Below are 24,740 nucleotides of genomic sequence, written 5' to 3'. Positions count from 1 at the left end.
GTACATTTGGAGATAAGGTTGCCTGCCCCCATCATTTACGTCGACGCGGATGCCTGTCCGGTCAAGGCCGAGGTCGAGAAGGTCGCGGAGCGTCATGGCGTCGTCGTCACCTATGTCTCCAATGGCGGCCTGCGGCCGTCGCGCGATCCGATGATCCGCAACGTCGTCGTCTCCAAGGGTGCGGATGCGGCCGACGACTGGATCGCCGAGAACGCCAGGGCCAATGACGTCGTGGTGACGGCCGACATTCCGCTTGCCGCGCGCACGGTGGCGCTAGGCGCGCATGTGCTCGGCCCTACCGGCCGCCCCTTCACCCCGGAAACCATCGGCATGGCGGTGGCGATGCGCGATTTGAAGCAGCATCTGCGCGAGACCGGCGAAAGCCGGGGCTTCAATGCCTCCTTCACACCGAAGGACCGTTCGCAGTTTCTCGGCGAGCTCGACCGCATCTTGCGGCGCGCGCTCAAATCCGTCACACCGGACTGATCCAACGTCTTCAAGGGCCTCGGGCCATGGGTGACGATCTCAAGACGCCGATGCATCGGCACATCCAGTTCGCCCTCGCCGCGGCCATCGGCATCGTGGCACTGCTGCTTGCCTTGTTGCTGCGCGCGCCGCTCCCCTACTCGATCGGCGCCAATGTGTTCTTTGCAAGCTATATCGCCCTGGTGCTGACCCTGATGCCGGGCCTTACCGGCCGCTATCTCAGCAAGAATGCGCGCGCGACCGACCTGCCCGTGCTGCTGATCTTTGCCATCACGCTCTTTGTCGTCGGCGCGGCCATCGTCTCGCTGTTCCTGCTGATCAACCGCAAGGATGCCGCGCATCCGCTGCAGCTCGCCTTCGCCATGCTGTCGATCCCGCTCGGCTGGTTCACAATCCACGCCATGGCGTCGCTGCACTACGCGCACGTCTATTGGAAGGATGGCGACGGCATCGACGAGAAAACCCACAAGAAGGTGCCGGTCGGCGGCCTCGATTTTCCGGGCGGCAAAAGACCGGAAGGCTGGGATTTCCTCTATTTCGCGACGGTCATCGGCATGACGGCGCAGACGGCGGACACGGCCGTCACCACCTCGCAAATGCGGCTGGTCGTGCTTGTTCATTCGATCCTGACCTTTTTCTTCAACACGGTGATCGTCGCGGCGGCAGTCAATCTCGCGGTCAGCCTCGGCTCTCCGTAATAAATCCGTGATCGCATGAAACATTGCCTTGTGCGGCGACGTATTGAGGGGGAGACAATGACCTGAGAAGCCGCTTGCTTGAGGCGGCCGGAGGCAAGATGGACACTGTTGCCAACAACCATTCCGCCGCCGAGGCGGACGGCAAGGACACGACCCTCATCTATCGGCAATCGCGCTGGACGCGGTTGACCCATTGGATCTGGGCTTTCTCGCTCTTCTTCATGCTGCTTTCCGGCCTGCAGATCTTCAACGCGCGGCCGCAGCTCTATGTCGGCAAGCAGTCCGGCTTCGAGTTCAACAACACGATCCTTCAGATCGGCGCCGAAAACACCGCCAACGGTCCGCGCGGCTTCACTGAAATCTTCGGCCATCGCTTCGACACCACCGGCGTGCTCGGCTGGTCGGGTCCCCCGGGACAAGAGACGCCTCGCGCCTTCCCTTCCTGGGCGACGATCCCGTCCTATTACGACCTCGGCACCGCCCGTGTCGTGCATTTCTTCTTTGCCTGGATCCTGACCACGACCCTGCTCATCTGGCTGATCGCCGGCCTGGTCAACGGCCATATCCATCGCGATCTCGCCCCTCGCGTGTCGGACCTGCGCAAGCTGCCGCGCGACATCGTCGATCACGCGAAGCTGAAGTTCCACCACACGCGCGAATACAACACGCTGCAGAAAATGGCCTATGGCGGGGTGCTCTTCGTGCTTTTGCCGCTGATGATCGTCACAGGCCTCGCAATGTCGCCGAGCATGAATTCGGTGCTGCCCTGGCTCAACGAAATCCTCGGCGGCAGGCAGACGGCGCGCACCATCCACTTCACCGTCATGGTGCTGCTCGTGCTTTTCTTCATCGTCCACATCCTGATGATCCTCGCCGCCGGCCCGATCAACGAGCTGCGCTCGATCATCACCGGCTGGTATCGCACCGACCCGCCTGCGAAGCACGACCAGCCGACCGAGAGGAGCGCCTGACATGGCAAAATTCCAGATCAGCCGCCGCAAATTCCTCACCTCCGCCAGCCTCGGCCTGTCCGGCATCGCGCTGTCCGGCTGCGATGTTTTCGACAGCGGTCTCGGCATCGGCGGCGGACTGCGCAGCTTCCTCGAAAACGCCAATGGCCTGACCTGGCGCGCGCAGCGCCTGCTCGCCGGACGGGACGCGCTGGCGCCGGAATTCACTGAGGCCGACATCCGCCAGCCGCAACGGCCGAACGGCATTACCGCGCCGGACGACGATACCTACAAGGGTCTGCTCGCCAACAATTTCGCGGACTGGCGGCTGGAGGTTGCCGGCCTCGTCGAAAAACCGTTGTCGCTGACCCGCGAGCAGTTGCAGAACATGCCGAGCCGCACGCAGATCACCCGTCATGACTGCGTCGAAGGCTGGAGCTGCATCGCCAAATGGACCGGCACGCCGCTGTCGCTGGTGCTCGACCAGGCCATGGTCAAGCCGCAGGCCCGCTATGTCATGTTCCACTGCCTCGACACGATCGAGCAAAGCCTGTCCGGCGACATCAAATATTACGGCACCATCGACCTGATCGACGCCCGCCACCCGCAGACGATTCTGGCCTACGGCCTGAACGGCAAGCCCTTGCCGGTCGAGAACGGCGCGCCGCTGCGCGTGCGGGTCGAGCGCCAGCTCGGCTACAAGATGCCGAAATACATCTACAAGATCGAGCTGGTCGACAGTTTTGCCAATGTCGGCGGCGGCCGCGGCGGCTATTGGGAGGACAATGGCTACGACTGGTATGGCGGGATTTGACGGCCCTCGCCTGCAGGCCGAGCATGGTCTAGCGGCCGCCGAGCTTGGTGTCATCGAGGAGCGTCTCGACAAAGACAACCGGCGGCTGACCGGTCGTGGCGACGACCGCGCTATCGTCTTTGCGCTGCGGGATGAGCAAGGCCGCGCCATCGGGGTCGCCGCGGGCTATTCGTGGGCGAGCATTGCCGAACTCACGCTGATGTGGGTCGACGAAGCCTATCGGGGCCTCGGCCACGGCAGGAAGCTGCTCGATGCCTTCGTCGCGGAAGCTGCCGCGCGCGGCTCGCTGCGGATATGGGTTTCGACCCACGACTTCCAGGCGCCGGGCTTGTACGAAAAAGCCGGTTTCGAGCGCATGGCCGAATTCGCCGGGTGGCCCGAAGGCCATTCCAACATCATTCTTTGCAAGACGATTGCAGGAAACGCCTAAGCCACTTTCTCAAGCAGCGGTTTCAGCGTCGGATGGATTTCCGGCGCCGCATGCTTGATCAGCGTCAGCAGCGCGCGCTCGTTGTCGCGCAGCGGCCGCTGGCCGCCGCCGACGCGCTCGGCAAGCCATTCGGCCTCGCTGGCATCGATCGTCTCGGCGCGGCGGGCAAGCGCTTCGGCGGCCCGGTTCCTGGCTTCCCATTCGGCCTCGATATCGCCGGGCGAATGATAGGCTTCGAGGATCGCCGCGAAACCACCCGAGACCATCCGGCTAAAGAAGCCGCCAAGCGTCGGCGCTGCCTCGTCGAGGAAGTTCTCGTGGCGCAGCGCCACTTCCCGCGTCGGCGGCTCGTAGCCGGTCGAGCACATGACGTGGTTGGCGATCGCCTTGACGAAGAGGTCGCTCCAGGACGGATCGTTGTCAGCTGCCGCGGTCCGGTCGTTGATCCTGAACAGGACCTCCGCCTCGGCCTTGCTGATGGCGATGTTGCCGTCGCCGCCATAGGCATGGAGGATGCGCCGCAGCAGATCGACCTCGGCCTTCGCGATATGGCCGGGAACCAGGCTGCCGCCATGCATCAGCGGACCCTTGCCGTCGATTACCGCATGCGCGACCTGTTCCAGCGCATAGGCCGAGAGCTCGCTGGGCGAGGACTTCGCTTCCTCCAGCACATGCACCAGCAGTTCAAGCTCGGTGCGGCCGTCGACTATGCCGTCGCGCGAGACGGTGCGGACCAGCCAATCGGCATTCTGCTCGGAGATATAGCCGTCCGGCTTTTCCTGGTGGACGATGTAGTCGGTCACCGCCTCGACGAAGAACGGCGCCCATTCGCCGCACTTGTCGCGCGCCGTCTGGTCGAGCGCGAACAGCGCCTCCGCCTCGCCGCGACTTACCAGGCCGTCGGCGAAGACGTCGCGCCGCAGCATCGTCACGTCTTCGGCCGTGATCTTGTTCTTCGAGGTCAGCCCCGCGACCGGAGCGCTCATGATCAATTCGCCCATTTGCCGTCCCTGTCCGTCGCCACGTTGCCGGCGAGCTGCGTGCATTACCCCGCCGAGCTTTATCAGCATTGTCTTGAGAAACCGGCAAACGGCGTGGTTAGCGAAGACTTGTCGGCCAATTCATGTCGCCGAAAGCAGGGCGCGCCTAAAATGTCGCTGGGAGGTGACAAGGTGTCGCCGACGGGCTATGGATGACATGTCGAGGACTCGGGCGACTGAGTCCTACCTGTTTGCGGGAGAGAGCAGCGCGAGCTGTCGCCGAAGGGGAAATCGCCCGAAATCTCTCAGGCAAAAGAACCGTGGACGGGAAAGACAACTCTGGAAAGTCGGGATTCGTCCCGCGCCGAAGGTGTAAGCGCTGCCGACAGAGTTGCGGGGCGCGAGTCTCTCAGGCTTCAGACAGAGGGGCACGGACTGGACCGCGAATGGCGGTCGATTGCGTGCGACTCTGGAGAAGACATGACAGGCGACGACACCAGACATTTGCCCCTTGAGGATTTGCACCAGGCCGCGGGCGCGCGTTTCGGCGCCTTCGCCGGCTGGTCGATGCCGCTCACCTACCCGCCGGGCGTGATGAAGGAGCATCTTCACACACGCGAGCGTGCCGGCCTGTTCGACATCTCGCATATGAAGCTGTTCGAGGTCGCTGGCCCGGGCAGCGCCGCATTGCTGAACCGCGCCTGCCCGCTCGATGCCGGCGCGCTCGAAATCTCGCAGTCCAAATACACCTTCTTCCTCAACGAGGCTGCCGGCATCATCGACGATCTCATCGTGACGCGCCTGGGCGATGACAGGTTCATGGTGGTGGCCAATGCCGGCAACGCGGTGGAGGACGAGAAGCATCTGCGCGCGCTTGCCACGGCTTTCGACGTCGGGGTGGAGCCGCTCGACCGGGTTTTCCTGGCGATCCAGGGACCGGACGCCTGGGCGGCTTTGGCGCGGGCCGGCATCGAGACCGGCTCGCTGCTCTTCATGCATGGGGTCGAGCCCCGGCAAAACTGGTTCATGAGCCGCTCCGGCTACACCGGCGAGGACGGTTTCGAGATCGGCCTGCCGGAGAAGGACGCGCGGGATCTGGTCGCCAAGCTGCTGGGGGACGAGCGCGTGCAGTGGATCGGCCTTGCCGCCCGCGACAGCCTGCGGCTCGAGGCCGGGCTTTGCCTGCACGGACAGGACCTGACGCCCGAGATAGACCCGGCAAGCGCGGGATTGATGTGGGCAATTCCCAAGGAAGTTCGCGCTTCCGGCAATTTCATCGGCGCCGACGCGCTGCGCTCGATCATCGAGCGCGGGCCGCCGCAGAAGCGCGTCGGCCTGAAGCCCGACGGGCGCCAGCCGGTGCGCGCGGGCGCCGCGTTGATCGATGCCGGCGGCCATCCGGCCGGTCATGTCGCTTCGGGCGGCTTCGGCCCCTCGGCGGGCCACCCGGTCGCCATGGGCTACGTCAGCACCGCGCTGGCCAAGGCCGGCACGAAACTCTTCGCCGATGTCCGCGGGACGAAAATCCCGGTGGACGTTACGCCCCTGCCCTTCACCCCACACCGCTACCGCAAAGGATGATTTCCAGATGGCAAAGACCTATTTCACGGAAGACCATGAGTGGCTGCGCGTCGACGGCGGCGTCGCCACGGTCGGCATCACCGACTATGCCCAGGAACAGCTCGGCGATCTCGTTTTCGTCGAGCTGCCGGAAATCGGCCGCAAGCTCGCCAAGGGCGACACCGCCGTCGTGGTCGAATCCGTCAAGGCGGCCTCGGACGTCTACGCGCCGGTCGACGGCGAGATCACCGAAGCCAACGCCTCCCTGTCGGCCGACCCCTCGCTGGTCAATTCGGCCGCGACCGGCGACGGCTGGCTCTGGAAGATGAGGCTGGCCAACGAAAGCCAGCTCGACAGCCTCATGGATGAAGCCGCCTACAAAGCCCATATCGGCTGATATCAGGATCCTAGAAATGACCGCAGCACCTATTCCTTTCTCGGCCCGCCATATCGGCCCAAGCGTCAACGACGTCAGGGCAATGCTCGCCGTCATCGGCGTTCCATCCGTCGAAACGTTGATCAGCCAGGCCGTGCCGAGATCGATCCGCCTCGACCTGCCGCTCAACCTGCCCGCTCCGGCGAGCGAAGCCGAAGCGCTGGCCGAATTGTCGGCGATCATGGCGAAGAACACGGTGCTGAAGAGCTTCATCGGCGCCGGCTATCACGGCGTCTTCGTGCCGCCGGTCATCCAGCGCAACCTGTTCGAGAACCCGGCCTGGTACACGGCCTACACCCCATACCAGGCCGAGATCAGCCAGGGCCGGCTGGAGATGCTGTTCAACTTCCAGACCCTGGTCGCCGAGCTCACCGGCCTGCCGGTGGCGTCGGCCTCGCTGCTCGATGAAGCCACCGCCGTCGCCGAAGCCGTCGGCATTGCGCTGCGCAACCACCGCGACAAGCGCACCAAGGTGGCGCTTGCCGGCACGCCGCATCCGCAGACGCTGGACGTCGTGCGCACCCGCGCCGAGCCGCTCGACATCGAGGTCGACGGCGAGACGATCGACGACAACACCGCCGCCCTGCTCGTCTCCTGGCCGGACACGTTCGGCGTCTATGGCGACCACAAGGCGGCGATCGAGAAGGCCCGCGCCGCCGGCGCGCTGGTCGTCTTCATCGCCGATCCGCTGGCGCTGACGCTGACGGATGCGCCGGCGAAGCTCGGCGCCGACATCGCCGTCGGTCCGATGCAGCGCTTCGGCGTGCCGATGGGATTCGGCGGCCCGCACGCCGCCTATTGCGCCGTTTCCGACAAGCTGACCCGCCTGATGCCCGGCCGCCTCGTCGGCCAGTCGACCGACACCAAGGGCCGCCCGGGCTACAGGTTGGCGCTGCAGACGCGCGAGCAGCATATCCGCCGCGACAAGGCCACCTCCAACATCTGCACCGCGCAGGCGCTGCTGGCCAACATGGCGACGGCCTATGCGATCTGGCACGGCCCTGCCGGCCTGCAGGCGATTGCCGGGCAGATCCACGCGTTGGCCGGCCGCCTCGCCTCGGGCCTCAAGGCAAGTGGCGTTTCGGTGCTCGGCGCGAGGCGCTTCGATACGGTCACGGCCGAGGTGAAGGGCAAGGCCGCTTCGATCGCGCAAGCCGCCGAGAAGACCGGCCGGCTGTTGCGCGTCATCGATGCCGACCATGTCAGCATCGCCTTCGACGAGACCTCCACGGAAGCCGATCTCGAGGCGATCGCGGCCCTGTTTGGCGCCAAGCCCGGCGCGGCTGAAGGGAGCTCCATGCCGGGCAAGCCGCGCGGCAAGGAATTCCTCACCCAGCCGGTCTTCCACGACAATCATTCCGAAACCGAGATGATGCGCTTCCTGCGCAGGCTGGCCGACAAGGACCTGGCGCTCGACCGCACCATGATCCCGCTCGGCTCCTGCACCATGAAGCTCAACGCCGCCGCCGAGATGATGCCGGTGAGCTGGCCGAGCGTCGCCAATCTGCATCCCTTCGCGCCGGCCGGCCATTCGGCGGGCTATCGCAAGATGGCCGCCGACCTGGAGGCATGGCTGTCGGAAATCACCGGCTTCGAGGCCGTCAGCCTGCAGCCCAATGCCGGCAGCCAAGGCGAATATGCCGGCCTGCTCGCCATCCGCGCCGATCACCGCGCGCGCGGCGAAGGCCACCGCACGATCTGCCTGATCCCGTCTTCCGCGCATGGCACCAATCCGGCAAGCGCCGCGATGGCCGGCATGAGCGTCGTCGTCGTGCGTTGCCTGGACGACGGCAATATCGACATGGACGATCTGCGCGCCAAGGCCAATGAGCATTCCAAGAACCTCGCGGCGCTGATGTTCACCTACCCTTCGACGCATGGCGTCTACGAGGAAGGCGCGCGTCATCTTTGCGCGCTGATCCACGAGCATGGCGGCCAGGTCTATTTCGACGGCGCCAACCTCAACGCCCTGGTCGGCCTCGCCCGTCCCGGCGACATCGGCGCCGACGTCTGCCACATGAACCTGCACAAGACCTTCTGCATCCCGCATGGCGGCGGCGGTCCGGGCGTCGGCCCGATCGGCGTCAGGGCGCATCTGAAACCCTATTTGCCAGGCCACGTCACCGAAGGCTCGGCGCATGCCGTGGCGGCGGCGCCCTTCGGCAGCGCCTCCATCCTGCCGATCACCTGGATGTATATCCGCATGATGGGCGGCACCGGCCTGAAGCAGGCGACGGAGACGGCGATCGTCTCGGCCAACTATGTGGCGACGCGGCTCGCGCCGCACTACCCGCTGCTCTACAAAGGCAGAAGCGACCGCATCGCCCATGAATGCATCCTCGATACGCGCGTTCTCAAGGAAAGCGCCGGCATCAGCGTCGATGACATCGCCAAGCGCCTGATCGACTACGGCTTCCATGCGCCGACCATGTCGTTCCCGGTTGCCGGCACGCTGATGGTCGAGCCGACCGAGTCCGAGCCCAAGCGTGAGCTCGACCGGTTTTGCGAGGCGATGATCGCCATCGCCGCCGAGGCGGCGAAAGTGGCGAAGGGCGAGTGGCCGTCCAACGACAACCCGCTGGTCAATGCCCCGCACACCGCGGCGGAAGCGCTTGCCGGCGAGTGGAAGCATCCCTATTCGCGGCTGGAGGCGGCCTATCCGGCGGGCGACGCCGATCTGGCGGCGAAATACTGGCCGCCGGTCTCGCGCATCGACAACGTCGCCGGCGACCGCAATCTGGTCTGCTCCTGCCCGCCGCTGTCGGAATATCTCGGCGCCGCCGAGTAACCGCTAGAGCGGTTCACCGTTTCACGGAAACGGCAAACCGCTCTATCTCTTTGTTTCAACGCAATTCCGGACGGAAAACCGTTCACACTTTTCCTGGAATTGCTCTCTGCTCAGGCAGTCTTCAGGGCCGGCCCGGCATCGGGCTGGCCCGCTTTGTCCTGAACGACGACACGGTTGCGCCCGGCACGCTTGGCCGCATAAAGCGCGGCGTCGGCCTGCGCCAGCACCTCATGGAGCGGACAGCCCGCGATCGAGCCGAATCCCATGCCGCCGCTGACGCTGCTGCGCAGCGGCCCGCGATGGGTCGCGACGACCTCGGTGCCGAAAGCGACGCCGATCCGGCTTGCAATGTCATGCGCCTTTTCCGGTGTCACGCGCGACATGACGAGCGCGAATTCCTCGCCGCCCAGCCGGAAGGCGTCGATCCCTGTCCTGCCGTATTTCCTGATCACCGCCGCGAAGCGGCAAAGCACCTGGTCGCCGACGGGATGACCGAAGAGGTCGTTGGTCATCTTGAAATGGTCGAGATCGAACATGGCGATCGCCATGAACGGACCGAAGCTGCGCTCGCCGTAAAGCTCGGTGAGCGCCCTGCGGTTCATCAGGCCGGTCAGCGGATCGGTCATGGTTTCGGCCTTGAGCTCGATCTGCGCCTGCAGATGGTGCAGTGAAAGCGTCAGCGCGCCGAGGCCGGTCATGCAGGCGACCGCGACGACGGAGTTCAATCGCTCCGCCCAATTGTCGGGCGCGGCGCCGAGAACCCATTGCTCTTGCGTCAGCAACGCCAGGCCGCACAGCGCGAAAGACAGGCCGCAGGCGCCGCTGAGGAACGAAACGACGAGCAATATCCGGCGGTCGTGATCCCCCTTCATCCAGAACATCGCCCCGATCGCCGCGAGCAACGCCGTCACGGCCGCATAAGTGATCTGAAAGCCGATGCCGTCGAAACCGAGAAAGGTGACGATCGCGCAGGCAGCTATCGCGGCCAGCGTCGGCACGATGGCGCGGCGGTAGTCGCGAAAGCCGAGATACTGCATCGCCGACAGGCAGAGGACCAGGAAACCCAGGGTCAGCAGCGCGAGCACGACCTGGCACAGCCATGGATCGGCATTCTTGGTATAGCGCCAGAACGCGACGACATGGGCGACGAGCACGAGGATGCCGCAAGCGACCGTGAGCACGAAGCGAGCCCTCGGCGTGGCGAGCCAGATCGCAAACATGGTGATGCTGAGGCATGTGCCCGATAGCGCCGCCGCGAGCAGGAGCGAACTGAAATCCAACATCCTGAAGAACTGCCTCTAGCGGGTGCCCGTCGCTCCTCAATGTAGGCTGGCGGCGCTCGGCGCAAACCGTTTTCGGAGGACACCCAACGCTACCTCGACACAGGGTTTACAAAGCGTCGACATGTGAGGCGAAATCCCATGACGGCACACGGAATACGCGAACCGGGAGCAGGATCAGCCCTTGTCGAGCAGCGCCAGATTGGCATTGACCACTGTCTGGTCGGCCATGCCGGCCTTCGCCTCGAGCAGCAGCGCGCGCGCCTTCTTCTTGTTGCCGCGCAGAAGCTGCGAGTAACCCATATTGTTGACGATCTGCGGCTTGCGCCCGGCGACCTTCAACAGCTGCATATAGGCGCGATCGGCGAAGTCGAAGCGGCCAAGCTCGTCATAGGATGCGGCAAGCCCCATCCAGGCCTCGGCATTGTCGGACTTGAGCTCGACCGCTTTGCGGAAATGCTGTTCGGCAAGGCCGAAATTCGCCTCGCGGAACTGCGCCTTGCCTTCAACGAGGTCGTTGGCGCTGACGTCCTTGGCCACCGGCTGGATCGCCGTGGTCTTGGTCGTGTCGACATTGTTGTTCGTCGTGCAGCCGGTAATCATCAAGACGGCCGCCAATGCCGCCGCTGCCCTGGGAAGTCTCTGACGCATGCCCCTGCCCCATCGCCCGATTTGCCGGGTCGTTCTTCAGGAAAAACGATACAGGACAGCGATTAAGCTTCGGTGCCGAAATGCAGATAAAATTCGGTCGCGCGCCAAGGATGCGTTAACCACGGCAATATCCTGGATTCAGGTCAGGCCGAGTCGAAAATGGCGGATTCCGAGCACCGGGGCGGAGCGCAGGAAGCTGCCATTTGCAGGCCGGCCTCACCTGAATACTCAGTGCGCGGTCAGCTTCACGATGATCGGAATGATCGCGATCATCAGCACCACCGGCAGGATGCAGACCGTCACCGGGACCGACATCTTGGCCGGCAGGGCATGCGCCTTCTCCTCGGCCAGCGACATGCGCTTGTGCCGCATTTCGTCGGAAAAGACGCGCAGCGAGCCCGATAGGCTGGTGCCGAGCTCCTTGGATTGCTGCAGCAGCGTCGCGAAGGAGCGAACCTCGTCGAGGCTGAGGCGGTCGGCAAGCGCCTTCAGCGCATCGTCGAGACTGCGCCCGGCCCGCAACTCCAGCGACACCAGGATCAGGTTTTGGCTGAGCGACGGATAGGTCCTGGCAAGCTCCCTGGAGACCCGCTCGATGCCGGCCTCCATGCTCATGCCGGCATCGGAGCAGACGATCATCAAATCCATGAAATCGGGAAAGCCGTTGCGGTATTCGCGCATCTTTTCCCGAATTTTCTGCGTCAGCACCAGGCCAGGCAGGAAATAGCCGCCGGCAGCCGACAGGATGATGAAGGTCCAGCGGCTGGTCATGGTCGACTCCGCACTTGCCGCCCAGTGATTGACCAGGAATGCGCCGAGCGCCGCGCCGACCAGCGCGGCGAAACGGATCAGGAAGAACATGCCGACGGCACGCGGTTCCATGTAGCCGCCTTGGATGAGCTTCAGGCGCAGCCGCGCGACATTTTCCGGATCGCTCTTGGCGTAGAACTCCTGCGCCCGTTTCACCGCCTTCTCGCGCACGGCGTTGGTGCTCTTCTTGGGTGCCGGCTCCGCCTGCTCGGCCGGCTGCGATGTCTCCACCTTCAGCCGGCGCTTGACCTCGCCGCGATCCCCCTTGGCGAGCACCAGCGGCCAGGCGACGGCGCCCCCGCCCAGCACAAGGAGCAGCATGGCGACCGGCACCAGCGAGGTCGGCGCGAGCGAGGCGAGGAAGCGGATGACGTCTTCCATCTCAGAACCTGAAATTCGACATCTTGAACATGATGGCGTTGCCGAGCAGCAGCCAGATGATGGAGCCGCCCATCATGTACCAGGTCTTCGGCACGTCCCAGACATCCTGGTAGAATTGCGGCATCAGCACCATGATGGCGGTGAACAGAAGCACCGGCACCGCGGTCAGGATGTAGGCCGACATGCGCCCTTCCGTCGAAATGGCGCGCACCTTGCGGCGCAGCTTGCCACGGTCGCGGATCGTCGCCGACAAACCATCGAGGATCTCGCGCAGATTGCCGCCCGAACTGCTCTGGATCGACACCGCCGTGACGAACAGCGGCAGGTCCTCATGCCCCACCCGGTCGAAAAGATTGTTCAACGCCGAGACCAGGTCGGAGCCATAGGTCACCTCGTCGGCGACGACGCCGAACTCGGTGCCGATCGGATCTGCCATCTCGCGCGACACCATGGCAATCGCCACCGGCACCGGATGGCCTGCCTTCAGGCCGCGCGTGATCAATTCAAGCGCCTCGGGCAGCTGCATCCCGAAGCGTTTGTGCCGGCGCTTGCGCATCCAGCGCAATGCCATGACCGGCAGCACCGGCAACAGCAAGAGAAGCAGGATAAGGCCGAACAGGAGCGGCAAGCCCTTCCAGATCGCCACAAGCGCCAGGGCGAGAGCGATCCCCGATGTGATCGTCAGGAATTTCGGCAGCGGCGTGCTTATGCCGGACTGCGTGCGCAGGGCACGGAAGCGGTCGAGAGAAAAGACAGAGGTGCCGCCGTCGATCCCGCGTTCCTTGCGCAGTTGGATCAGCACCTGCTCCTGGCTGATCTTATTCTCCGCGAGCTTCATGCGGCGGTTGATGGCCGTGCGCTTGTCGCTGCGCCCGGCATAGAGCAGATAAAGGCCCTCGGCGATCATGATGCCGGTGAGCGCCGCCGCGGCGTAGACGACGTAGACCGGGCTGAATCCCTCGAACACCGGCCTAGTCCTGCGGCCGGCCGGGTTCGAAATACTTGCCCGGGAATTCGATGCCCATGTTGCGCAGGTCCTCGAGGAAGCGTGGGCGGATGCCGGTCGCCTCGAAGTGGCCGAGGATCTTTCCGTCCGCCTCCATGCCGGTGCGCACGAAGCGGAAGATCTCCTGCATCTGGATGACGTCGCCTTCCATGCCGGTCACTTCGGCGACGCTGGTCACCTTGCGCTTGCCGTCGGAAAGGCGCGTCAGCTGGACGATGATGTCGATGGCGCTGGAAATCTGGCTGCGGATCGACTGCACGGTCATCGGCATGCCGGTCATTCCGAGCATCTGCTCCAGACGCGAGATGGCATCGCGCGGCGTGTTGGCATGGATGGTGGCCATCGAGCCTTCATGACCGGTGTTCATGGCCTGCAGCATGTCGAAGGCTTCCTCGCCGCGACATTCGCCGAGGATGACGCGGTCGGGGCGCATGCGCAGCGCATTCTTGACCAGGTCCCGCTGCTTCAATTCGCCGTGGCCCTCGATGTTGGCCGGACGCGTCTCCATGCGCGCGACATGCGGCTGCTGCAATTGCAGCTCGGCCGCGTCCTCGATGGTGATCAGGCGCTCGTCTTCCGGAATGAAGGCCGACAAAGCGTTGAGCATCGTCGTCTTGCCCGTGCCGGTGCCGCCGGAGATGATCGTGGTCTTGCGGGCATGCACCGCCGCCGCCAGCACTTCGGCCATGTTCTGGGTGATGGCGCCGAATTCGACGAGCTTGTGCAGGCCGAGCTTGTTCTTGGAGAACTTGCGGATCGACACCAGCGGGCCGTCGACGCCGACGGGGCGGATCGCCGCGTTGAAGCGCGAGCCGTCGAGCATTCGGGCGTCGACCATGGGCTGCGATTCATCGACGCGGCGGCCGACCGCCGCGACGATTTTATTAATGATTCTAAGCAGATGCGCCTCATCCTTGAACGGGATGTGGACCTGCTGCAGCTTGCCGCGCTTTTCGACGAAGCAGTTCTGGTGGCCATTGATCAGGATATCGTTGATCTCGGGGTCCTTGAGCAGCGGCTCCAGCGGGCCGAGGCCGACCATCTCGTCGACGATGTCGTCGACCAGGGCGTCGAGCTCGGCATTGTTGATCGCCATGCGCTCCTGGCGCGTCTTTTCCGAGACGAAATCATGCACCTGCCGGCGCATTTCATCCCGGGGAAGCCGCTCCAGCGCCACGAGGTTGATCTCCTCGAGCAGCATGCGATGGATGCGCACGCGTGCGTCCAGCACCTTGTTGGCGCTCTTTGCGGGGGCTGCCTCAGGCCTGGGCGGCGCCGGTTTGCGGGTCGTCGGGATGATCACTGCATTGTGCGTGACCGGCGCGGGTTCGGGCGCCCGCTGCGGGCGGACGTCGCGGCTCTGCAGGTTGGAGAAACGGCTGGTCATCCTGCCTTCCTCTTCAGCAAGCCCTTGCCCAGGCCGAACAGCGACCTCGACTTGGCCATCGTCTGCACGGCCTCCTCCGGCAGGATGATCTTCTTCAGGTCGTTGACGACATTGGCGTTGGGGTCGATGGCGTGCAGCGGCACGCCGCGGTCGACCGCCTCGCGCACCAGCCGGTAATTGTTGGAGATGCCGCCGACGAAATGCTCGCCGAGTATCTCCTGGACGTCCGCCTGCTTGATGCCGTTGTCGAACATCTTCTGCTCGAAGCGATTGACGATGACGTTGGGCTTCACTTCCTTGCCGGCGGTCTCGTAGACGGCCTGGATGAGACGCTGCGTATGGCGCAGGCAGGGCACCGTCATCTCGGCGACGATATAGAGCTTGTTGGAACCCAGCAGCACCGTCTCGGTCCAGGGGAACCAGGTGCGCGGCATGTCGATGACGACATTGTCGAAATAGGCCGCCACGAGGTCGAGCATGCGCACCACGACATCGGTCTTGAACGAGCGCATGTCCGAGGGCCGCGTCGGCGCGGCAAGCACGCACAGCCCGCTCGCATGCTTGGACAGCATTACGTCAAGCAGTTGCCGGTCGAGGCGCTCCGGCTGGTTCTCGATTTCGGTGATGTCGAAGCGCGGTTCGAGGTCGAGATATTCGGCGCAGGCGCCTTGCTGGAAATTGAGGTCGACGACGCAGGTCGAGGCGCCCCGCATCACCGAATGATGCAGTTGGAAAGCCGTCTGCAAGGCGAGCGTGGTGGTGCCGACGCCGCCGGCTGCCGGCATGAACGTGTAGATGTGCGATTCGGTGTTCTCTTCCCGCCCCGGTCCTTGCAGCGCACGGATGACGGAACGCACGAGGTCGGCCGTGGTGATCGGCTTGACCAGGAAATCGGCGACCTTGAGCTGCACCAGGATGCGCACCGCCGCCGCGTTGAATTCCTGGGTGACGACGACCACAGGAATGCTACCTTCCAGCCGCCGCATGACGCGCTGCAGCGACTCGATTTCCTCGAGCTTGGCTGCATCCATGTCGACGATGACCGTGCCAAAGTCCGCCTCGAGGATCTCGCCGCGCAGTTCGTTGACGCTCTTTTCCAGCGTCAAGAGCTCGATGACCTCGGAGGCCGCAAAAGCCGTCCGCGTATCTTGCAAGAACGTCCTGTCCGTCGAAACGAGCAGGATCTTCTTGGTCTTGCTACCAGATGCCATCGTCGCCAGCCCATCAATTCGATGTTGTTGATGATGTCGTCGGTGACGACACGGAGCCGGCCTTCGCACCGACGGCAGCGCTCTCGGAACCCGGACGCTGGGCCGGCACCAGAAGCCTTGTGTTCTGGACGCCGTACTTCCAGGGATCGACCATCTGCATGGCGGTGTTGGACGCCTGCGCGTTGCCGGCCGCCAAGGTCACCCCTTCGGCGCGTACATAGTCGTCGCTGGTGCAACCGCCGGCGAAACCGGCGAGCAGCAGAGCGATGCAAACGGGGATGCGCATGGCCTTAATCCTTTGGCAGATCGAGGAAGTGGCCGGACGTGGCGGCAGCCACCGGGCGGGCGGCGCTGCCGTCTGCCAGCGCCACCGGACGCTTTGACGCCGAGGCGTTCACTTCCTCGGTGTTGTTCAGGAAATAGTCGGCGGGACTTGCCGGCTGGGTGCCGTCGGTCGGCTCGACCATCTTCTTCGAGGGATCGACGGGCTTGACCAGGTAGGGTGTGACGATGATCACCAGATCGGTTTCGCGCCGCTGATAGGACTTCGAGGAAAACAGCGGGCCGAGCACCGGCAGCTTGCCGATCCCCGGCACCCGCGATGTCGTGATGTCGTTCTGCGATTGCAGGAGGCCGGCGATCATGAAGCTCTGGCCGTTCTTGAGGTCGACCGATGTCCTTGCGCGTCGCACGATGAAGGCCGGGATGGAAATGCCGCTGCTGACCTGGATGGAAGCAGACGCGTCGATCGAGGACACTTCCGGCGCGATGTCGAGGCTGACCAGCCCGTCCTTCAGCACCGTCGGCGTAAAATCGAGGCCGACGCCGTACTTCTTGTAGGTGACGCTGATCTTGCCATTGTCTTCGGAAACCGGGATCGGGAACTCGCCGCCGGCAAGGAAGCTCGCCGTCTGGCCCGAACGCGCGATCAGGTTCGGCTCCGCCAGCCGTCGCGCCAGGCCGCGTTCCTCCAGCGCCTTGATGGCAATGTCGATGGAAACGCCGTTCGACAGCAGGCTGCCGATGATCTCGCCTGTTCCCGCAGCCGTCAGGTCTCCTCCATCCGGGTTCAGCACGACTTTGCGGTTGCCGATGCCATAGGCGAAATTGGCGGCGTATTTGGCGCCGAGGTCCTGGCCGGCCTGGCGGTTGATCTCGACGAAACGGACGTTGAGCTGAACCTGCTGCGAGGACGAGATATTGACCGAATTGATGACTTCCTCATTGCCGGAGAAGCGCGACGCAATCTTGCTGGCCTTGTCGGCGGCGACCGCATCGTCCGCTTCGCCCGACAGCACGACGCGCCCGTTCGCCGAGCCGACCTTGATCTTGGCGTCGGGCACGCTGGCGCGGATGGTGCTGGCCAGCTGATCGGTATCCAGCGTCACCTCGATGTCGATGGTGCCGACAAGCTGCTTGTTCTGGTCGAACAGGGCGATGCCGGTGGTGCCCAGGTTGTTGCCCAGCACATAGAAGGATTTGTCGGTCAGCGGGTTGACGTTGGCGATCTCCGGATCGCCGATGACGATCTGGTAGAAGGCGGCGCTCGTCATGATCGTCTTCGGCTTGCCCTTGGCGACCTTGATCGAGGCGTTCTTGTTCGCCGAGACATAGACGACGTCATTGCCAGCCCTTGCCGGCGCGGCGACGGCAAGCATTGCCGCCGCCAGCGCGATCACGCCGAGAAGACGCCATCCCCCGGTCGTCCGAAATGCATCAAACCCGAACATCTTGCCCCGTCCCGCCGGTCCCCACCGGCTATTGCTGCAGTTCCTGCGGCGGTTGCCGCGAAGGAACCTTGTATTCCTCGACCTTGTCGCCGCGCGTCACGATCACCGTCTTGAATTTCGGCTCGTCCTGGTCCTTCGTCACCGCATTGACGAGCGAGGCGGCGCTCGCCTGCGCATTTGCGGCAACCGAGCCGCCGAAGGACGAGATGGTCGTAAGCCCGCCATTGCTGGCAGTTGCGTCGGCGGCCGACCGCAGCGACAACGACAGCGTGCCGACGGTGCGGGCAAGCGCCACTTTCTGCGCCCCTTCGTTGGTCACCTCGATGGTTACCGAATTGGCGACTTGCGGCTCGGTCTTGCGTTCGTCGGCGCCCTGCCCGACCGAAAGCACCTTGACGTCGGCAACGACGACCTCGGACGTGACGGTCGAGCCGGCGGCCCCTTGAGCATTCTTGGACACTTCCTGGATATCCCCGGCATCGCGCGTCAGCACGACATCGACGCGGTCTCCCGGCGTGATGAAGCCACCGACACCGGCGATCTCGTCGGTGCGGACGGTGACGGCCCGCATTCCCGGCGACAGCATGTTGGAAAGGGTCGCGCGGCCGTTCGGTCCCGACAGTTTGGTGAGCAGCACCGGTTCGTTGACCTCGATCGGCGACAGCACGACCCGGCCGCCGTCCGCGAGCAGCTTGTCGATCGTCGGGAAAGCGCCTTGCGGCAGGGAATCCTGCGGCCACGGGATCTCGGCGAGCTGCGGCCGTGCGAGCTCCATGCCGTAACGCAACGGCGCTTGCGCCACCACGATGGTCTTGAACTCGACCTTGGGCTGCTGCGGCGCCGTGACGGAGACGACCTTGACCTCGGCCTGGGCCTTTGCCTGGCTCTTGACCCAGAAATCCGCCGCAAAGATCGAGATCGCGCCGAAAACGGCGGCGATGCCGATCATGGTTATGGCCCTGCCCCTCACAACGAAACCCCTGACGCCCGTGGCCTTTTGTTAGTTGGGTCTCACGCTAGGCGTTAATGTTAAAGAATCAGGAATCCCACGACCCGCCGATCGCCCTATTTCGGCCGGCTTGGTTATCGAATGGTTTTGGAATAAGAGACAGTTTGATCCCTGAACGGAACAGGAACTCGTTCGCCCGCCAAAAGCGTGGCAGTATCGAGGAATGATTCGCATTACCGGACGCTAGGCCCAGCATGGACGACAGCAACGACCTCTTCGGCAAGATGGAAAAGCCGACACAGCCGGTGCGCGCGCCCTCGCGGCCCGCCGATCCGCTGGTGCAGGCCGCGAAGCGTTCGACCGCCACCCGCGACGGCAGCGAGGGCTACAGCGCCGCCGATATCGAGGTGCTGGAAGGGCTCGAGCCGGTGCGGCGCCGTCCGGGCATGTATATCGGCGGCACCGACGACAAGGCCATGCATCACCTGTTCGCCGAGGTCATCGACAATTCGATGGACGAAGCGGTGGCCGGCCACGCCACCTTCATCGACGTCGAGCTTTCCGCCGACGGCTTCCTGACCGTCACCGACAACGGCCGCGGCATCCCGGTCGATCCGCATCCGAAATTCAAGAAGCCGGCGCTCGAAGTCATCATGACGACGCTGCATTCGGGCGGCAAGTTCGACTCCAAGGTCTACGAGACCTCCGGCGGCTTGCACGGCGTCGGCGTCTCGGTCGTCAATGCGCTGTCCGACCATCTTGAGGTCGAGGTCGCGCGAGGTCGTCAGCTCTACCGGCAGCGTTTTTCGCGCGGCGTCCCGGTCAGTGGATTGGAGCATCTCGGCGAGGTCCACAACCGCCGCGGCACGAAGACCCGTTTCCATCCCGACGAGCAGATTTTCGGCAAGGGCGCCGCCTTCGAACCGGCGCGCCTTTACCGCATGACGCGCTCGAAGGCCTATCTGTTCGGGGGCGTCGAGATCCGCTGGACCTGCGATCCGTCGCTGATCAAGGACAAGAATCAGACGCCGGCCAAGGCCGAGTTCCATTTCCCCGGCGGCCTCAAGGACTATCTCAAGGCGACGCTCGGCGACGAATTCCAGGTCACGCGTGAGGTCTTCGCCGGCAAAAGCGACAAGCAGGGCGGCCACGGTTCGCTCGAATGGGCTGTCACCTGGTTCGGCGGCGACGGTTTCCTCAACTCCTATTGCAACACCATTCCGACCCCCGAGGGCGGCACGCATGAGGCGGGCTTCCGCAACGTGCTGACGCGCGGACTGCGCGCCTATGCCGACCTCATCGGCAACAAGCGCGCCTCGATCATCACCACCGACGACGTGATGATCTCGGCCGCCGGCATGCTGTCGGTGTTCATCCGCGAGCCGGAATTCGTCGGCCAGACCAAGGACAGGCTGGCGACGATCGAGGCGATGCGCATAGTCGAGAATGCCCTTCGCGACCCGTTTGACCACTGGCTGGCCGACAATCCGCAGGAAGCCTCGAAGCTCCTCGACTGGGTCATCGCGCGCGCCGACGAACGCGTGCGGCGCCGCCAGGAAAAGGAAGTCTCGCGCAAGAGCGCGGTGCGCAAGCTGCGCCTTCCGGGCAAGCTTGCCGACTGCACGCAGAACGCCGCCGCCGGCGCCGAGATCTTCATCGTCGAGGGCGACTCGGCCGGCGGCTCGGCCAAGCAGGCGCGCGACCGCGCCAGCCAGGCAGTGCTGCCGCTGCGCGGCAAGATCCTCAACGTCGCTTCCGCGGGCAACGACAAGCTTGCCGCCAACCAGCAGATTTCCGATCTCATCCAGGCGCTCGGCTGCGGCACGCGTTCGAAATATCGCGACGAGGATCTGCGCTACGACCGCGTGATCATCATGACCGACGCCGACGTCGACGGCGCGCACATCGCTTCGTTGCTGATCACATTCTTCTATCAGGAGATGCCGAGCCTGATCCGCGGCGGCCACCTCTACATGGCCGTGCCGCCGCTCTATTCGATCCGGCAAGGCGGCAAGGTCGGCTACGCCCGCGACGACGCGCACAAGGACGAACTGCTGCGCACCGAATTCACCGGGCGCGGCAAGGTCGAGATCGGCCGCTTCAAGGGCCTGGGCGAGATGATGGCGGCGCAGCTCAAGGAGACCACGATGGATCCCAGGAAACGCACGCTCTTGAGGGTCGACGTGATCGACGCCGAGCAGGCCACCAAGGATGCCGTCGACGCGCTGATGGGCACCAAGCCCGAGGCGCGTTTCCGCTTCATCCAGGAGCGCGCCGAATTCGCCGAGGCGGACGTGCTGGATATCTGATCGCCTGCCGGTCCATAACAGTCTCCGGCACGGAGAACCGGTGTGACCTGGACGCGGTTGAAAGAGCTTGTCGAGACGCCCTTAAGCGGTCTGACGCAGCCGACCCGTTCGGACTGGATTTTTGCCCTGCGCACGGTTTCGGCCGGACTGGTCGCGCTGCTTGCCGCCTATGCGCTGAAGCTCGATCATCCGCAATGGGCGATGATGACGGTGTTCATCGTCGCGCAGCCGGTCGCCGGCATGGTGCTGGCAAAGGGCTTCTATCGGCTGCTCGGCACCCTGGCCGGCGGTCTGGCGGCCGTCGGCATCACATCGCTGTTCGGCGCCAATCCGTGGCTGTTGGTGAGCGTGCTGGCGCTCTGGATCGGCGTCTGCACGCTGGTCTCGTCGCTGTTGCGCAACCCGGAAGCCTATGGCGCCGCGCTTGCCGGCTATACGGCGATGATCATCAGCCTGCCGGCCCTCGGACAACCGCATATTGTCGTCGACCTCGCCGGCGCGCGTTGCGCGGAGATCGTGCTCGGCATCGTCTGCGCCGGCGTCACCAGCCGGTTGATCCTGCCAAAGCTCGCGGCCGACGCTATCATTTCCAGGTTGAAGCGCAGTATTCTCGACCTCGCCGAATATGCCGGCGGCGCTTTTTCCGGCGGCGACCCGGCAAGCCTCGCCGCGCTCCAGCGCAAGCTGATCGCCGATGCCCAGACGCTCGCCGAGATGCGCACCTATGCGCGGCTGGAAGCGCCGAGCTTCGCCACTCGCGCCCACCCGGTGCGGCGCACGATCGGCCAGCTTCTGTGGGCGCTTTCGGCGGCGCGCGCATTGCACAGCCACCGCAGGCCGAAGAACGCGGCGCTCATTCCCATGCGCAGCGAATTGAAGGCCTTCGTCGGTGAACTGGCGGCGACGCCCGGCGCGCTCGATGACACAGGGCCATGGGTGGCACGTCTTGACGCGATCGCGAGCAAGGCCAGGGAGATGCCGGACCTGCCCACAGAGACCCAGCCCAACGATACCGGCCCCAACGATACCGGCGAAGATAAGGTCGGCACCATCACCCGCCTGACCATCGCCGGCGATTTCGCCGAGGCGCTGAAGCAGGTGATGCGCGGGCTGGAGGCGCTGCGCTCGCCCGCCTCCCGCAAATCGGGCGAGCGGGGCCAGCCGGCGCTGGTCGTCCACCGCGATTACGAGGCCGCATGGCGCAACGCCCTGCGCGCCGCGCTGGCGACCTTGCTCGTGGCGATCTTTTGGCTGACGACCAGATGGTCGGAAGCGGCCGGCACCGTCATCCTCGTCGCCGTCGTCTCCAGCCTGTTCGCATCGCGCCCGGATCCCGTGCAGTCCGCCTGGGGTTTTTTCACCGGCACGCTGATCGCGCTGCCTTTTGCCTTCCTTGTCGGCCAGGTCGCGCTGCCGGCGTTGCCCGGCTTCGGCTGGTTCACGCTCTTCGTCGTGCCGATCCTGGTGCCCGCGGCGCTCGGCATGGCCAATCCGCGCCATGTCGGCGTCGCCACCGCCTTCGCCATCAACTTCCTCGCCTTCCTCAGCCCGCATCAGCAGATGATCTACGATCCCGGGCCGTTCTTCGCCGGCTCGGCCTCGATCCTGGTCGGCATCCTGATTGCCATCGGCGTCTTCATCGTCGTGCTGCCGGCCGATCCCTGGGCCACCGTAGAGCGCATCTCGCAGGCGATGCGCGAGGACCTGGCGCGGCTTTGCCTGCATGAGCGCATCCCCCGGCGCTCGGCCTTCGAAAGCCTCGCCTATGACCGGATCAACCAGTTGATGCCGCAGGTGCAGCAGACGGGCCGCAAGGGCGATCCCATTCTCGGCGGAAGCATCGCGGCCGTCACCGTCGGACTGGAAGTGCTGCGGCTGCGCCACGCGCAACTAAACTCCGCCGTCCCGCTCGAAACAGTCGAGTCCATCGGCAATTTCCTGCGCGGCCTGGCGCGCGAATTGCTGTTTCGGCAACCGGGCGAGCCGCAGACCGCGATCGTCGCGGTGGCGAGACAATATGCGGCCAGCATCGCCCAACGCAGCGATCGGCTCGAAATGCTGCAGATCGCCGCCTCTCTGCGCATCATCGCCGCGGCGATGGAGGATTATCCGGATTTGTTCGCGAAGGGTCGCGCTTGAACAGCTCGGGGCGTGCCTGGTTTGGGCCCTTTCCGAGAATAGGTCCTTGCTGGACTGGTCGACACCTTTTAGGTTGGACACATGGCGCTCAAGCGGATGGACAATGTCGGAATCGTCGTCGATGACCTCGACAGCACGGTTGATTTCTTTCGCGAGCTCGGCCTTGAACTCGAAGGGCGTGCCGCGATCGAAGGAGAGTGGGCCGGGCGTGTCACCGGGCTCGGCGACCAGCATGTCGAGATCGCCATGATGCGCACGCCCGACGGCCACAGCCGGCTCGAGCTGTCCCGCTTTCTTAGGCCGCCTGTCATCGCGGATCACCGCAATGCCCCGGTGAACGCATTGGGCTATCTCCGGGTCATGTTCGCCGTGGACGACATCGACGACACGCTGGAGAGGCTCCGCAAGCGCGGCGCTGAGCTCGTCGGCGAAGTCGTCCGGTATAAGGACGCGTATCGGCTTTGCTGCATCCGTGGGCCTGAAGGGCTTCTCATCGGGCTCGCCCAGGAACTCAGCTGAGACCTGATTGTGATCCGCTCAGGCCGCGGCGATGGCCAGCGCATGTCCGCGAGCGTTTTCGCGCAGCGCGTCGAGATGGATCGACTTCACCAATCCGGCAAGATCGCCCTCGGCCGATTGGCCGCCGAGCTCCTTCAGCATCAGCCAGCTCACTTCCTGCACGCCGGCGACACGCCGGCCGTTGGCCACCTCGCGCCAGACTTTCAGCGCCCTCAGGATGATGCCATGCGTGGCCGGTGCAAGCCCGGCGCTGCGGAACAGCGCCTGCAGCGCAACGTCATGTCCGCCGGCGAGAAGCGCGGTCACCCGTTGCTCGGACTGTTGGGCTAAAGCCACCAGCGTCGAGCCGAAGAAGTCGACTTTGCCATGCGCGATGGTGCGGATGATGAAACCGGCGGTGAGGTCGCCGCGCAGCCGCAGATGCTCGATCAGTGCGGCATGCTCCTCCATGCGCGTTCCCTCGATCAGCGTCACCGAGGCTTTCACGCAGGCGTCGCGCATGATGCGATCGGCGCGCGCCGCACCCATCATCGCCAGCACCAGCGGCGAACCTTTCAAGGTCTCGCCGAGCTTGACCAGCAGCATGTGCCGGCAGTCGGCCGGCAGGCGCCGATCGGCAATCAGCGCCTCGCGCACCAGCGGCAGGTGGCCGTGCCGCTCGGCCATGCGGCGGAAGCTCAGCGAAGCGATCTCGGCGCCGCTGTTGCCGATCAGCGCGGCGCAGGCTTCCGGCTCGGCGATCTCGGCGATCGCCGCCGCCAGCGACATTGAGACGACCGGGCGGTTGGCGATCAGTTTCTGCGTCGCCTTCTGGCCGCAGGCGACGCGCTCGACCAGATCGGCATCGCTAAGCAGCGGCGAACGCGCGAGCACCAGTGCCGCCACTTCCGGCTGGTCGGCGGCCAAGGCGCTGATCACCTGCAGCGGCGCGTGATGGCTCATCGACAGCGCCTCGGCAAGCGCCAGGCGCACCTTGGACGAAGCGTCGTCCAGAAGCAGCGTCAGCGCCGCCTCGGCGGCACAGCGATCCTCGAACGGCAGATCGGAATTGATATAGGCGCGCGCCAGCGCGCTCGCGGCTGCGGCGCGCTCGGAAACCCTTGCCGTATCAATCCATTTTAGAAAATGCGAAACAACCATGCCGACCAGCTGCGCCCTTGCCGGAAAAGGTCCCGGCCCCGTTGTGAACGGTAGGCTGCAAATGGTTTACGAACGGTTCACCATGT

General features: G+C 64.7%; 22 protein-coding genes and 1 riboswitch. Of the genes, 11 read left to right on the top strand and 11 right to left on the bottom strand.

The window, feature by feature from the left end; genetic code table 11:
* Nucleotides 1-18: 18 nt before the first annotated feature.
* The 5 genes from FJ419_RS10330 (at nucleotide 19) to FJ419_RS10310 (ending at nucleotide 3,378) form a co-directional block, all read left to right on the top strand.
* On the top strand, nucleotides 19-486 hold the full coding sequence (locus tag FJ419_RS10330; protein ID WP_140690756.1) for a YaiI/YqxD family protein: 468 nt from the start codon (nucleotides 19-21) through the stop codon (nucleotides 484-486).
* A 26-nt stretch (nucleotides 487-512) separates the two neighbouring features.
* The gene (locus tag FJ419_RS10325) at nucleotides 513-1,184 is read left to right on the top strand and encodes a DUF1345 domain-containing protein (protein ID WP_140690741.1); all 672 of its coding nucleotides are present in this window, start codon (nucleotides 513-515) and stop codon (nucleotides 1,182-1,184) included.
* Nucleotides 1,185-1,282: 98 nt separating this feature from the next.
* A complete protein-coding gene (locus FJ419_RS10320) occupies nucleotides 1,283-2,155 on the top strand; it encodes a cytochrome b/b6 domain-containing protein (protein WP_140690731.1) in 873 nt (290 codons plus the stop codon).
* A 1-nt stretch (nucleotide 2,156) separates the two neighbouring features.
* Nucleotides 2,157-2,948 carry a molybdopterin-binding protein gene (locus FJ419_RS10315; RefSeq protein ID WP_140690722.1) on the top strand — a complete coding sequence of 264 codons (792 nt, stop codon included), beginning with the start codon at nucleotides 2,157-2,159 and terminating at the stop codon, nucleotides 2,946-2,948.
* Nucleotides 2,920-3,378: a GNAT family N-acetyltransferase gene (locus tag FJ419_RS10310; RefSeq protein WP_246679167.1), complete on the top strand. Its 459-nt coding sequence runs from the start codon at nucleotides 2,920-2,922 to the stop codon at nucleotides 3,376-3,378. The genes FJ419_RS10315 and FJ419_RS10310 overlap by 29 nt, the downstream gene beginning before the upstream one ends.
* On the opposite strand, the gene FJ419_RS10305 is transcribed toward FJ419_RS10310, so the two are convergent.
* The gene (locus tag FJ419_RS10305) at nucleotides 3,375-4,379 is read right to left on the bottom strand and encodes a hypothetical protein (RefSeq protein WP_140690719.1); all 1,005 of its coding nucleotides are present in this window, start codon (nucleotides 4,377-4,379) and stop codon (nucleotides 3,375-3,377) included. The two genes, FJ419_RS10310 and FJ419_RS10305, sit on opposite strands and share 4 nt — an antisense overlap.
* 223 nt (nucleotides 4,380-4,602) lie before the next feature.
* A riboswitch (glycine riboswitch) is annotated at nucleotides 4,603-4,689 on the top strand.
* A 149-nt stretch (nucleotides 4,690-4,838) separates the two neighbouring features.
* On the opposite strand from FJ419_RS10305, the gene gcvT reads away from it, so the two are divergent.
* Genes gcvT through gcvP form a run of 3 tightly spaced genes read left to right on the top strand, consistent with a single transcriptional unit; the run spans nucleotide 4,839 to nucleotide 9,142 of the window.
* Nucleotides 4,839-5,939 (top strand): glycine cleavage system aminomethyltransferase GcvT, encoded by a 1,101-nt coding sequence (gene gcvT / locus FJ419_RS10300; RefSeq protein ID WP_140690708.1) that lies wholly within the window; start codon nucleotides 4,839-4,841, stop codon nucleotides 5,937-5,939.
* A gap of 7 nt (nucleotides 5,940-5,946) precedes the next feature.
* On the top strand, nucleotides 5,947-6,315 hold the full coding sequence (gene gcvH / locus FJ419_RS10295) for a glycine cleavage system protein GcvH (RefSeq protein ID WP_095765085.1): 369 nt from the start codon (nucleotides 5,947-5,949) through the stop codon (nucleotides 6,313-6,315).
* 16 nt (nucleotides 6,316-6,331) lie between these two features.
* Nucleotides 6,332-9,142: an aminomethyl-transferring glycine dehydrogenase gene (gcvP, locus tag FJ419_RS10290; RefSeq protein WP_140690691.1), complete on the top strand. Its 2,811-nt coding sequence runs from the start codon at nucleotides 6,332-6,334 to the stop codon at nucleotides 9,140-9,142.
* Between the two features lie 110 nt (nucleotides 9,143-9,252).
* Here gcvP and FJ419_RS10285 read toward each other — a convergent pair whose 3' ends face one another.
* The 9 genes from FJ419_RS10285 to cpaB form a co-directional block, all read right to left on the bottom strand.
* Nucleotides 9,253-10,425 carry a GGDEF domain-containing protein gene (locus tag FJ419_RS10285; protein ID WP_140690607.1) on the bottom strand — a complete coding sequence of 391 codons (1,173 nt, stop codon included), beginning with the start codon at nucleotides 10,423-10,425 and terminating at the stop codon, nucleotides 9,253-9,255.
* A gap of 174 nt (nucleotides 10,426-10,599) precedes the next feature.
* Nucleotides 10,600-11,073: a hypothetical protein gene (locus FJ419_RS10280; protein WP_140542191.1), complete on the bottom strand. Its 474-nt coding sequence runs from the start codon at nucleotides 11,071-11,073 to the stop codon at nucleotides 10,600-10,602.
* Between the two features lie 228 nt (nucleotides 11,074-11,301).
* A complete protein-coding gene (locus tag FJ419_RS10275) occupies nucleotides 11,302-12,264 on the bottom strand; it encodes a type II secretion system F family protein (protein ID WP_140690595.1) in 963 nt (320 codons plus the stop codon).
* Between the two features lies 1 nt (nucleotide 12,265).
* A complete protein-coding gene (locus FJ419_RS10270) occupies nucleotides 12,266-13,231 on the bottom strand; it encodes a type II secretion system F family protein (protein WP_140690592.1) in 966 nt (321 codons plus the stop codon).
* A 4-nt stretch (nucleotides 13,232-13,235) separates the two neighbouring features.
* Nucleotides 13,236-14,657 carry a CpaF family protein gene (locus FJ419_RS10265; protein WP_140542188.1) on the bottom strand — a complete coding sequence of 474 codons (1,422 nt, stop codon included), beginning with the start codon at nucleotides 14,655-14,657 and terminating at the stop codon, nucleotides 13,236-13,238.
* Nucleotides 14,654-15,868 carry a response regulator/pilus assembly protein gene (locus FJ419_RS10260; RefSeq protein ID WP_140690586.1) on the bottom strand — a complete coding sequence of 405 codons (1,215 nt, stop codon included), beginning with the start codon at nucleotides 15,866-15,868 and terminating at the stop codon, nucleotides 14,654-14,656. Before FJ419_RS10260 ends, FJ419_RS10265 begins: the two co-directional genes overlap by 4 nt.
* A 13-nt stretch (nucleotides 15,869-15,881) precedes the next feature.
* Entirely contained in the window at nucleotides 15,882-16,154 is a 273-nt protein-coding gene (locus FJ419_RS10255; RefSeq protein ID WP_140690575.1) for a hypothetical protein, read from the bottom strand.
* 4 nt (nucleotides 16,155-16,158) lie between these two features.
* Nucleotides 16,159-17,526 carry a type II and III secretion system protein family protein gene (locus tag FJ419_RS10250; protein ID WP_246679173.1) on the bottom strand — a complete coding sequence of 456 codons (1,368 nt, stop codon included), beginning with the start codon at nucleotides 17,524-17,526 and terminating at the stop codon, nucleotides 16,159-16,161.
* A 100-nt stretch (nucleotides 17,527-17,626) separates the two neighbouring features.
* Nucleotides 17,627-18,547, bottom strand: coding sequence for a Flp pilus assembly protein CpaB (gene cpaB / locus FJ419_RS10245; protein ID WP_140690569.1), 921 nt, complete (start codon nucleotides 18,545-18,547; stop codon nucleotides 17,627-17,629).
* Between the two features lie 254 nt (nucleotides 18,548-18,801).
* Here cpaB and parE point away from each other — a divergent pair, with 254 nt between their 5' ends.
* The 3 genes from parE (at nucleotide 18,802) to FJ419_RS10230 (ending at nucleotide 23,514) form a co-directional block, all read left to right on the top strand.
* Nucleotides 18,802-20,856, top strand: a complete 2,055-nt coding sequence (parE, locus tag FJ419_RS10240; RefSeq protein WP_140690566.1) for a DNA topoisomerase IV subunit B — start codon at nucleotides 18,802-18,804, stop codon at nucleotides 20,854-20,856.
* A gap of 42 nt (nucleotides 20,857-20,898) precedes the next feature.
* Nucleotides 20,899-22,995 carry an FUSC family protein gene (locus tag FJ419_RS10235; RefSeq protein ID WP_140690563.1) on the top strand — a complete coding sequence of 699 codons (2,097 nt, stop codon included), beginning with the start codon at nucleotides 20,899-20,901 and terminating at the stop codon, nucleotides 22,993-22,995.
* A gap of 81 nt (nucleotides 22,996-23,076) precedes the next feature.
* On the top strand, nucleotides 23,077-23,514 hold the full coding sequence (locus FJ419_RS10230; RefSeq protein WP_140690560.1) for a VOC family protein: 438 nt from the start codon (nucleotides 23,077-23,079) through the stop codon (nucleotides 23,512-23,514).
* 18 nt (nucleotides 23,515-23,532) lie between these two features.
* Here FJ419_RS10230 and FJ419_RS10225 read toward each other — a convergent pair whose 3' ends face one another.
* On the bottom strand, nucleotides 23,533-24,654 hold the full coding sequence (locus FJ419_RS10225) for a DUF2336 domain-containing protein (RefSeq protein ID WP_140690557.1): 1,122 nt from the start codon (nucleotides 24,652-24,654) through the stop codon (nucleotides 23,533-23,535).
* Between the last annotated feature and the right edge of the window lie 86 nt (nucleotides 24,655-24,740).

It is taken from the genome of Mesorhizobium sp. B2-6-2 (assembly GCF_006440615.1).
Lineage (GTDB): Bacteria > Pseudomonadota > Alphaproteobacteria > Rhizobiales > Rhizobiaceae > Mesorhizobium.
The sequence above is the reverse complement of the archived record's forward strand: the minus strand, read 5'-3'. Positions and strand labels throughout refer to the sequence as shown.

Bases quoted from the DNA above. Each gene is read 5' to 3' on its own strand.
- FJ419_RS10325 (WP_140690741.1), top strand. From the start codon at position 513: ATGGGTGACGATCTCAAGACGCCGATGCATCGGCACATCCAGTTCGCC.
- FJ419_RS10320 (WP_140690731.1), top strand. From the start codon at position 1,283: ATGGACACTGTTGCCAACAACCATTCCGCCGCCGAGGCGGACGGCAAG.
- FJ419_RS10315 (WP_140690722.1), top strand. From the start codon at position 2,157: ATGGCAAAATTCCAGATCAGCCGCCGCAAATTCCTCACCTCCGCCAGC.
- FJ419_RS10310 (WP_246679167.1), top strand. From the start codon at position 2,920: ATGGCTACGACTGGTATGGCGGGATTTGACGGCCCTCGCCTGCAGGCC.
- FJ419_RS10305 (WP_140690719.1), bottom strand. From the start codon at position 4,379: ATGGGCGAATTGATCATGAGCGCTCCGGTCGCGGGGCTGACCTCGAAG.
- gcvT (WP_140690708.1), top strand. From the start codon at position 4,839: ATGACAGGCGACGACACCAGACATTTGCCCCTTGAGGATTTGCACCAG.
- gcvH (WP_095765085.1), top strand. From the start codon at position 5,947: ATGGCAAAGACCTATTTCACGGAAGACCATGAGTGGCTGCGCGTCGAC.
- gcvP (WP_140690691.1), top strand. From the start codon at position 6,332: ATGACCGCAGCACCTATTCCTTTCTCGGCCCGCCATATCGGCCCAAGC.
- FJ419_RS10285 (WP_140690607.1), bottom strand. From the start codon at position 10,425: ATGTTGGATTTCAGTTCGCTCCTGCTCGCGGCGGCGCTATCGGGCACA.
- FJ419_RS10280 (WP_140542191.1), bottom strand. From the start codon at position 11,073: ATGCGTCAGAGACTTCCCAGGGCAGCGGCGGCATTGGCGGCCGTCTTG.
- FJ419_RS10275 (WP_140690595.1), bottom strand. From the start codon at position 12,264: ATGGAAGACGTCATCCGCTTCCTCGCCTCGCTCGCGCCGACCTCGCTG.
- FJ419_RS10265 (WP_140542188.1), bottom strand. From the start codon at position 14,657: ATGACCAGCCGTTTCTCCAACCTGCAGAGCCGCGACGTCCGCCCGCAG.
- FJ419_RS10260 (WP_140690586.1), bottom strand. From the start codon at position 15,868: ATGGCATCTGGTAGCAAGACCAAGAAGATCCTGCTCGTTTCGACGGAC.
- FJ419_RS10255 (WP_140690575.1), bottom strand. From the start codon at position 16,154: ATGCGCATCCCCGTTTGCATCGCTCTGCTGCTCGCCGGTTTCGCCGGC.
- FJ419_RS10250 (WP_246679173.1), bottom strand. From the start codon at position 17,526: ATGCTTGCCGTCGCCGCGCCGGCAAGGGCTGGCAATGACGTCGTCTAT.
- cpaB (WP_140690569.1), bottom strand. From the start codon at position 18,547: ATGATCGGCATCGCCGCCGTTTTCGGCGCGATCTCGATCTTTGCGGCG.
- parE (WP_140690566.1), top strand. From the start codon at position 18,802: ATGGACGACAGCAACGACCTCTTCGGCAAGATGGAAAAGCCGACACAG.
- FJ419_RS10230 (WP_140690560.1), top strand. From the start codon at position 23,077: ATGGCGCTCAAGCGGATGGACAATGTCGGAATCGTCGTCGATGACCTC.
- FJ419_RS10225 (WP_140690557.1), bottom strand. From the start codon at position 24,654: ATGGTTGTTTCGCATTTTCTAAAATGGATTGATACGGCAAGGGTTTCC.